We start from the raw sequence: 8,932 nt of genomic DNA, 5'->3' as shown, positions 1-8,932 counted from the left end.
CTCTAAGACTTTCTGGTATAGTTCACTTATCATTTTCGTTATTTAGGTCATATATAGTAAATATGACTTATCTTTTTTGGGAGTCTGTGTCTGTATTCCATGCTACATAAGCTTTTCAGCTTGCTTGTCCCCCTGTCAGAGCATTGCCTTAATATCTTAGCCCAGATTCTTGAACAACAGGTTAAATTCATCTTCAACAGGTTAGGGAAGTGGCTTAAAAAAAATTAGCTTGCTCAGGGTTGACAAACTTTCCTTGAACCACTTGATCAATGAAGTAGTCGTGCAGAATTAATGGCTATTTTTGAGAGAGGCACTCTGGCAAGGGGCGGCTTTTTACCCCATCCCCCATCTCCTAAATCCCCGACCGGTTACTGATAACAGAAAAATCCCCTATTCCCCAATAACTAAAGGAAAGATAAAGTTATCGATCGCCCTCCGGAGCCAGTGTCAGAATAAAAGCAGGGAGATGACCAAGGAAAACCGACAACTCTCCATCTTTTTCCCGTCATCGCCCCTAAAATTTATTTGGTTCAGATTTATGCAAACTGCCAATCCTCGTCAAACGGAGAAAAAAGAGCATCCCAGTGGCGATAAACGCTTCAAAGTCCTCGACATTACCATGAAGCGGGCAGGATATAATCAATCAGCCCTGATTGAAGTCCTGCACAAAGCCCAAGAAGCCTTTGGATTCCTAGAAGAAGATGTTCTCCTCTACGTTGCCCGGGCGCTAAAACTGCCCCTCAGTCGCGTCTATGGGGTAGCAACCTTCTACCATCTCTTTTCCCTGAAACCGGCGGGAAAACACACCTGTATCGTCTGTATGGGGACTGCTTGTTATGTCAAAGGCAGCGGCAAAATCCTCGAAGACATCGAAAACAGCTTTGATGTCAAAGTGGGAGAAACCACCGCCGATGGAGAAATTTCCCTAGTGTCGGCCCGTTGTATCGGGGCCTGTGGGATTGCACCGGCCGTGGTCTTCGATGGAGTCGTGGCCCCGAAACAAGATTCGGAAACTGTCTTAGCGAAACTACAGAGTTTCTCCCAGTAATTTTTCACTTTAGTGGATTGAGAAGAATATGGACTTACAAGAATTATTGGCAGTGGCCGAGAAAGAAAAAACTAGACAAAAAAGCATCCGGGTGCATTGTTGCACTTCCACCGGTTGCCAAGCTGCTAACTCCCTCCAAATCGAAAAAAACCTCGCCACTGCCGTGAAAGAGGCACACCTAGAGGATACAGTCGAAGTGGTGGGGGTCGGTTGTATGGGTTTTTGTGGTCGCGGTCCGTTGGTGGAAGTGGATCCCCAGGATCTCTTATACGAAGAAGTCACCCCGGAAAGTGCGGCCAGCATTATTGCAGCCTTAAACGGCGGCAAAACCGAGGTGCAATTAGGGGACTCAAAACATCCCTTTTTCTCCCATCAAGTCAAAATTGTCCGGGAAAATAGCGGTAAAATCGATCCCGATCGCATTGAGGAATATATCGCCGTCGGGGGTTATCAATCTCTCTACAAGGCCCTCTACGAGATGACTCCGGCCCAGGTGGTGGAGGAAATCATCAAAAGCGGTTTGCGTGGCCGGGGCGGTGCGGGTTATCCCACTGGTTTAAAATGGGCGACGGTGGCTAAACAACCGGGTCAACAAAAATACGTTATCTGTAATGCCGATGAAGGCGACCCCGGGGCGTTTATGGACCGCAGTGTTTTGGAAAGTGACCCCCATTTAGTCCTGGAAGGAATGGCGATCGCTGCCTATGCTGTGGGGGCGGATCATGGTTATATCTATGTTAGAGCCGAATATCCTCTGGCGATCGATCGTCTGCAAAAAGCGATTAATCAGTCCAAAAAATTTGGTTTAATGGGTTCCCAAGTCTTCGAGTCCACTTTCGATTTTAAGGTGGATATCCGCATCGGGGCGGGAGCTTTTGTCTGTGGAGAGGAAACCGCTCTCATCCATTCCATCGAAGGCGGCCGCGGCACTCCCCGCACCCGTCCCCCCTATCCGGCCCAATCGGGCCTCGATGGTTGTCCCACCCTGATTAATAACGTGGAGTCCTACGCTAATATCGCCGCTATTATCCGCGAGGGAGCCGCTTGGTACGCTAATATCGGTACTGCCAGCAGTAAAGGCACAAAAATCTTCGCTTTAACGGGAAAAATCCGCAATAATGGGCTGATTGAAGTGCCGATGGGCATTACTCTCCGGGAAATTGTCGAGGAGATGGGGGGTGGTATTCCCGATGGTCAAGTGAAAGCGGTACAAACCGGCGGACCCTCTGGGGGTTGTATTCCCGCTAATTTACTCGATACTCCCGTGGATTACGAATCCTTAGCCAAACTCGGTTCGATGATGGGATCTGGGGGGATGGTGGTTATGGATGATACCACCAGCATGGTGGAAGTGGCGAAATTCTATATGGAATTCTGTCGCGAGGAGTCCTGTGGTAAATGTATCCCCTGTCGCACGGGAACAGTACAAATGTTTGAATTATTGGCCAAAATTATCGCTCGAAAAGCCGATATTCACGACCTCGAAAACCTAGAACATCTCTGTCAAATGGTCAAAGAAACCAGTCTTTGTGGTCTTGGTCAAAGCGCTCCCAATCCGATTTTAAGTACCCTAAAGTATTTTAAGGAGGAATATCTGGCTCTGTTACAGGAAACCAAGCACCCCGTCTCTGTTTGAGAATAACTCGCTCGAGGCCTAACAATCTTCGGCCTCGAGCAATTTTTTCGGTTACGCGAAGTCTGGTGGGCTGCCGGGTTATCTTGAAGAGAGTTAGCAGTAGTCTCAGGAGACAATAGATTATGACTTGGCGCGGCTCAACCGATACAAAAGATCGCATTTTTGCAGCTTTAGTATATCTTTTACCCTTATATTCGGCTTTTGCCTTCGGTATCTTTATCTTTCAGCAAATTCCTTTTTTAGGAGCGGCCTTAGCAATAGTTTTAACTCCCTTAGCTTTTCTCTATAGTTCTCTGGGAAGCTTTGGCAGTTTAATTATCTTTTTCGTTCTCTTTTTTGCCGTGGTACGCAATCCCCGCATCAGTCATTTTATCCGGTTTAACACCATGCAGGCGATTTTAATCGATATTTTGGTGTATTTATTGGGATTGGCCTTAGGTTTCGTCGCTAGGGGTTTAGGGGCGAATTTAGTGGTAGAAACTCTTTTTAATGTCGTCTTTTTAGGAGCATTTGCCGCCTGTGTTTACAGCATTATACAGTCGGTTATCGGTAAATACGCCGATATTCCCACAATTTCCGAGGCGGCCTATTCCCAGGTGGGAGGTTAGGTTAACTTGAGTTTGTCCCCTTTTTCGGCTACAGTCTCTCCAGAATCAATGCGTTCGCTGCCAGGCCACATCTATGAGTCCATTTAAACAGACGCTACGGGAACTCAACGCTCAGAAGGGGAAAATAGCCGCTTCTGTGGGCAGAAAAACGCCTAAACGGGTTAATCGTTGGTTTAAATGGCTTTCTCCCGGTCTTTTTGTCAAACGCTGGCTTTTAATTAGTTTAACCGGCGTTTTTCTCACCTCCTTCGGTTTGGCTATTTGGGTAAAATTAACCCCAGTTAATCGCTTTTTAGAGTTTGTTTCCCAAGCATTAGAAACGATCGCCCGTTTGGTCCCTAATTCTGTTTCCGGGCCGCTGGCGGTTTTGTTGGGTGTCTTTTTGTTATTCTGGGGTCAGAGTCGCACCGTCGAAACGATTACAGAAGCACTACAACCGGACGCATCGGAGGAATTAGTTGATCTCCTACGCACCCATCGTCGTCTCCATCGCGGCCCGAAAATTGTGGCCATCGGTGGCGGTACGGGTTTATCGACGCTTTTACGCGGTTTAAAACAGTATAGTTCTAATATCACCGCTATTGTCACCGTAGCTGATGATGGCGGTTCTTCGGGCCGATTACGCCGGGAAATGGGCATTTTACCCCCGGGGGATATTCGCAATTGTATCGCCGCTTTAGCCGATGAGGAAAAGTTATTAACGGAATTGTTTCAATATCGCTTTCATGCCGGAGATGGTTTATCGGGCCACAGTTTTGGTAATTTATTTATCAGCGCTATGACCGAGATTACCGGCGATCTGGAACAGGCGATCGATGCTAGTGCCAAAGTTTTGGCCATTCGCGGTAAAGTTCTACCTGCTACCCTTACCGATGTTAGTCTCTGGGCTAAGTTAGCCGATGGGCGCATTATTGAGGGAGAATCGAAGATAACCGAAGCTATGGGGCAAATTCGTCAGATTGGCTGTCATCCTGCCGATCCGGTCGCTTTACCGGCTGCTTTAGCGGCGATCAGGGATGCAGATTATATTATCATCGGGCCGGGTAGTCTTTATACCAGTATTATCCCTAATTTGTTGGTTCCCGCAATTCGTCAGGCCCTAGCACAGGTGACAGTCCCCCGCGTCTATGTTTGTAATATTATGACCCAGCCGGGGGAAACGGATAATTATTCGGTGGCTGATCATATTCGGGCGATCGAAAAAGTCTGCGAGGAACGCGTCTTTGATGCAGTTTTAGCCCAAAGAACTGCACCATCGCCCCAATCTCTGCAATTATACGCCCAAGAGCATAGTCATCCTGTGTTTTTAGACCGCGAGGAGGTGGGAAAAATGGGTTATCGGATTGTTTTAGCGAATGTAATGGCAGAAGATGAAGTTACTGCCAAAGTTAGTCATGATCCCCAACGTTTAGCGCGAGTTTTATGGCGCTGGTATGCTAAAAAGTGAATAGCGAGATGACTAAATGTTTTTATCTAGCTTTGTCAAGTTATAAAATCATATTTTTGGCTTTAATTTGCCGACATTAGCCAAATTTGCTGATTAAAGCCCTAGGAAAAAATTAGCCGAAAAACCATTTCGCCTTATTCTGTGTTATACTCAGATTTTGAAGAGAGATGATCATGCACTACTCTACTAAATCTAATCAAGAGACAGGTGCGACAGTCTATTCCCCAAGCGATGGAAGTGAATTAATTCCTGCTGAGGTTAAACTAGATATAAACGGGCAAAACTATCAATCACTTAATATACCTCTCCCAGAGGGCTATACAGTAGATGATGAAGGAATCATCAATAACTATGGTAGCGAACCCAAGATTTATCTATCAAAATCCCCATCTTTAGAACAGCAAAAATGGTATATTTTGCAAGGAGTAGGGGCGGTTTTATTGGTTGCTTTGGTGTTATTAATCACCTTTTCCGTTAGCTAGATAAAAACCGTAGGATTGACATTTAAGTTGAGCGAGACAGGAAAACTTTAATTTACACCATAGAGTCTGCATCCCAAGTATCGGGAGCATATATTGGAACCGACTCTATCTATCTGTCCAAATAGTAAATCTGACAGCTGAACTTTTTTACTTTGCTAAACTTGACAATTTTTTTCAGTTTTTTGTGGGTTGCTTCGTGATCAACAATAGAACAACCAATAGAGATAACTTCTCAAAGGAAATTCAACAGGTATGAAATTTAATCCTTCTCTTAGTCAAGAACCTCGCTATCAGGCAATTCCTGTTATGCAGATAACTTCCAAAGAAACCCTTCTCCATTGGTTAGAACGGACAGGAAGATTAAAATTACGTCAACCTGATGCTCATCCCGATTTGCAAATTTTAGAAGAACTAGACGATATTATCGATCCAGATAATTATGCTATAGAAGAAGAAGAATAAATAGTCTGACTGGGAGTTAGGAGTGAAATTTTAATTATCTAATATTCAGGAGATTAAGAAAGTGGTATCAACGAAAAAAACGGCTTTAATTTACTGTGAAAATCAATTTGGACGTGTGGACGGAAAAACGGCAGCTGGCTTGATCCGACAATCAGAAATATATACAATTGTTGGTGTGCTGGATAGTTCCTTAGCAGGAAAAGATGCGGGAGAAGCATTAGGAGACAAAAAAAATCATATTCCCATTTTTGCCAATTTACAAACAGCCTTAGAAAAACTTAGAGATGTTCCCAATTGTTATATCTACGGCAAAGCACCCTTAGAAGCGTTTATTCCCCCCCTAGAAAGGCTGCTAATTTTAGAAGCAATGGCAGAAGGAATGGAGATTATTAATGGTTTGCATCAATTCTTCTCCGAGGATTTAGAATTTAGGGAGCAAGCTAGTCAGTATGGTGTGCAAATTACAGACATTCGTAAACCACCACAATTAGCTGATCTTCATGTATTTACTGGGCAAATTTCCCAAGTAAATATACCCGTTATTGCCTTTTTAGGAACCGATTGTGCTTGCGGAAAAATGACCACTGCGGTAGCAGTTAATCAAACTCTCCAAGGCTTGGGTATTAAGTCTGTCTTAGTCGCTACTGGACAAACTAGCTTGATGCAGGGAGCAAGATATGGGGTTTCGATCGACGCTTTGGTTTCTCAATTTGTCATCGGTGAAATTGAAAATGCTGTGGTTCAAGCTTTTGAGCAAGAAAAACCCGATATTATTTTAGTGGAAGGACAAAGTTCTCTGAGTCATCCTGCTTTTATGGGTTCCGTGGGAATTTTGAAAGGAAGTAGGCCCGATGGGATTATTTTACAACATCCCCCAGCCCGAAAATTTCGCTGTGATTTTCCTCATTTAGCCATGCCAAAATTACAGGAAGAAATTTCACTAATTGAGGCAATTTCTCCCACTAAAGTTATCGCTATTGCGATTAATCACGAAAATCTCACCGCAGCAGCCACTGAGCGTATTATTGCCAAATATGAGCGAGATTTTCAGTTACCGACTACTGATGTTTTGTTACACGGATGTGAGAAATTAGTCCAAGCTTTATGCGATCGCTTTCCGAAATTAAACCAGAAAATCAAAGGAGAAATTTTAGCTGCAATTCCCGCAATTGGGAGCAAATAGGCTGATGAAAGACCTTTTACCCAGAATCGAGATTTCTCTCCCGAAAATACGCCATAATGCTCGTTTACTCTGCCAATTATACGGCAGCAAGGGACTTTCTGTGATGGGAGTTTCCAAAGCGATTTTGGGTGATCCCTCGATCGCCTTGGCGATGATTCAAGGTGGAGTCAACTTTATCGCTGACTCTCGAATCGAAAATATTCTCAAAATGAAACAAGCAGGAATAGTGACAACTTTTGTTCTGTTGCGTACTGCCTTGAGTCAAGCAGAATCAGTGGTTAACATTGCAGATATCAGCTTAAATACCGAATTAGCAACAATTCAGGAACTTTCCTATTATGCTCAAGAAAAGCAAAAAATACACCGCATTATTATCATGACGGAGTTAGGGGATTTACGCGAAGGTGTACTGCCGAAAGATCTGGTCAAGTTCATCAAAAAGACCCTCGCTTTTCCCTTTATCAAAATTATTGGACTGGGTTGTAATTTGGCTTGTTATGGAGGTATTAAACCTGATAGCCATAATATGAGCAAATTATCTGTATTAACAGATACAATTGAGCAGGAATTTTTAATAAAATTACCGATTATTTCAGGAGGCAATTCTGCTAACTATCAATGGTATCAAAAAAGTAGCGAAGTTGGTCGGATTAATAATCTGCGTTTAGGAGAATCAATTTTATTAGGTTGTGAAACAGTTAATCGACAAGTGATACCAGGCTTATATACCGATGCTTTTCGGTTAATTGCTGAAGTAATCGAATCCAAAGATAAACCATCTCTACCCTCTGGAGAAATTGGTCGAGATGCTTTTGGTAATGTTCCCAGCTTTATCGATCAAGGCATTCACCGTCGAGTTATTATTGCATTAGGAAGACAGGATATTCTTATCTCTGGATTACAAACAAGTCAGGATATAAAAATATTAGGTTCTAGTAGCGATCATCTAGTTCTTGATAGTCATAACAAGAAGTTAAAAGTAGGAAGCGAAGTCAGTTTTAATCTTGATTACGGAGGACTTTTAACAGCCATGACTTCTCCTTTTATTACTAAAAGTTATGCTCTCAATGCAGTAGCACAACTGTCTTGATCGATTAATAAATATCCACAGATATATTTAGGGTTTGCTGAAAAACTTTTTCAGCAAACCCTATGTACCTCCTGTTTTTGGGGGTTATTGTCACTAGAATAGGCAACAAAAGCTTCCCGCAAGAAGCTTGTAACTGATGCAGATGGATAAATTCTGGGAAGAAATCAAAATCCCCCTCAATCCTTAACAAATTCCTAATCATCTCGTTTGTCCCTATGATCAGCCGTCCCGAGGTATAATTCCCCTACTTTCGGGTTATTGAGTAAATCTTGACCCGATCCCTGAAAACGATCTTGACCACTTTCTAAAACATAACCTCGATCAGACATCATTAGGGCTTTTTTGGCATTCTGTTCCACTAAAATAATTGCAGTTCCCGTCTGATTAATCGCTTTTATCTGTTCAAAAACGCTGGTTACTAAGATAGGAGATAAAGCTGCCGAAGGTTCATCGAGAATTAATAAATCCGGTTCCAACATCAGCGCTCGTCCCATGGCTAACATCTGTCTTTCTCCTCCGGATAAAGTGCCAGCTTTCTGACGACGGCGCTCGAGCAAACGGGGAAACATGGCATAAATGCGCTCTTTTAAAGATTTTATATTTCCTTTGCTCGTAAAAGCTCCCATTTCCAGATTTTCCTCTATGCTCAGGGATGGAAAAACATTAGCAATTTGGGGAACATAACCCATTCCGAGGGTAACGATTTGATTAGATTTCCAACCGGCGATATTTTGTCCCTTAAAAGTGATAGTTCCAGCACTGGGTTTTAATAAACCAAAAATCGTCTTAGCAAGGGTAGATTTTCCCGCACCATTGGGACCGATAACCGTGACTAATTCCCCCGGTGCAATGCGAAAGTTAACCCCTTGCAATATGTATAAATCCTGCACATAACCGGCATAAACTTGTTCAACTTCTAAAAGATAATCCATGGTAAGGTAAAAAGGAGATAGGAGAGAGTAATATGAATTATGAA

General features: G+C 43.3%; 9 protein-coding genes. 8 read left to right on the top strand and 1 reads right to left on the bottom strand.

Annotated elements, in window-relative coordinates:
• Positions 1-538: 538 nt before the first annotated feature.
• From hoxE to IM473_RS19745, 8 genes are all read left to right on the top strand, one after another.
• On the top strand, positions 539-1,048 hold the full coding sequence (gene hoxE / locus IM473_RS19780; protein ID WP_004158282.1) for a bidirectional hydrogenase complex protein HoxE: 510 nt from the start codon (positions 539-541) through the stop codon (positions 1,046-1,048).
• A 28-nt stretch (positions 1,049-1,076) separates the two neighbouring features.
• Positions 1,077-2,684, top strand: a complete 1,608-nt coding sequence (locus IM473_RS19775) for a NuoF family protein (RefSeq protein WP_287660593.1) — start codon at positions 1,077-1,079, stop codon at positions 2,682-2,684.
• Positions 2,685-2,806: 122 nt separating this feature from the next.
• The gene (locus IM473_RS19770) at positions 2,807-3,292 is read left to right on the top strand and encodes a Tic20 family protein (RefSeq protein WP_002786850.1); all 486 of its coding nucleotides are present in this window, start codon (positions 2,807-2,809) and stop codon (positions 3,290-3,292) included.
• Between the two features lie 73 nt (positions 3,293-3,365).
• The gene (locus tag IM473_RS19765; RefSeq protein ID WP_287660592.1) at positions 3,366-4,739 is read left to right on the top strand and encodes a gluconeogenesis factor YvcK family protein; all 1,374 of its coding nucleotides are present in this window, start codon (positions 3,366-3,368) and stop codon (positions 4,737-4,739) included.
• A gap of 173 nt (positions 4,740-4,912) precedes the next feature.
• Positions 4,913-5,221 (top strand): photosystem II assembly protein Psb34, encoded by a 309-nt coding sequence (psb34, locus tag IM473_RS19760; protein WP_002734380.1) that lies wholly within the window; start codon positions 4,913-4,915, stop codon positions 5,219-5,221.
• Between the two features lie 252 nt (positions 5,222-5,473).
• Positions 5,474-5,683, top strand: a complete 210-nt coding sequence (locus tag IM473_RS19755) for a DUF3134 family protein (RefSeq protein ID WP_287660591.1) — start codon at positions 5,474-5,476, stop codon at positions 5,681-5,683.
• Positions 5,684-5,744: 61 nt separating this feature from the next.
• Positions 5,745-6,866: an N-acetyltransferase DgcN family protein gene (locus tag IM473_RS19750; RefSeq protein WP_287660590.1), complete on the top strand. Its 1,122-nt coding sequence runs from the start codon at positions 5,745-5,747 to the stop codon at positions 6,864-6,866.
• Positions 6,867-6,870: 4 nt separating this feature from the next.
• Positions 6,871-7,956 carry an alanine/ornithine racemase family PLP-dependent enzyme gene (locus IM473_RS19745; protein ID WP_287660588.1) on the top strand — a complete coding sequence of 362 codons (1,086 nt, stop codon included), beginning with the start codon at positions 6,871-6,873 and terminating at the stop codon, positions 7,954-7,956.
• Between the two features lie 194 nt (positions 7,957-8,150).
• Here the strand turns inward: IM473_RS19745 and IM473_RS19740 are convergent, their stop codons facing one another.
• Positions 8,151-8,888 carry an ABC transporter ATP-binding protein gene (locus IM473_RS19740; protein WP_287660587.1) on the bottom strand — a complete coding sequence of 246 codons (738 nt, stop codon included), beginning with the start codon at positions 8,886-8,888 and terminating at the stop codon, positions 8,151-8,153.
• Between the last annotated feature and the right edge of the window lie 44 nt (positions 8,889-8,932).

Origin of the sequence: Microcystis sp. M015S2 (genome assembly GCF_020245945.1) — a bacterium.
Lineage (GTDB): Bacteria > Cyanobacteriota > Cyanobacteriia > Cyanobacteriales > Microcystaceae > Microcystis.
The sequence above is the reverse complement of the archived record's forward strand: the minus strand, read 5'-3'. Positions and strand labels throughout refer to the sequence as shown.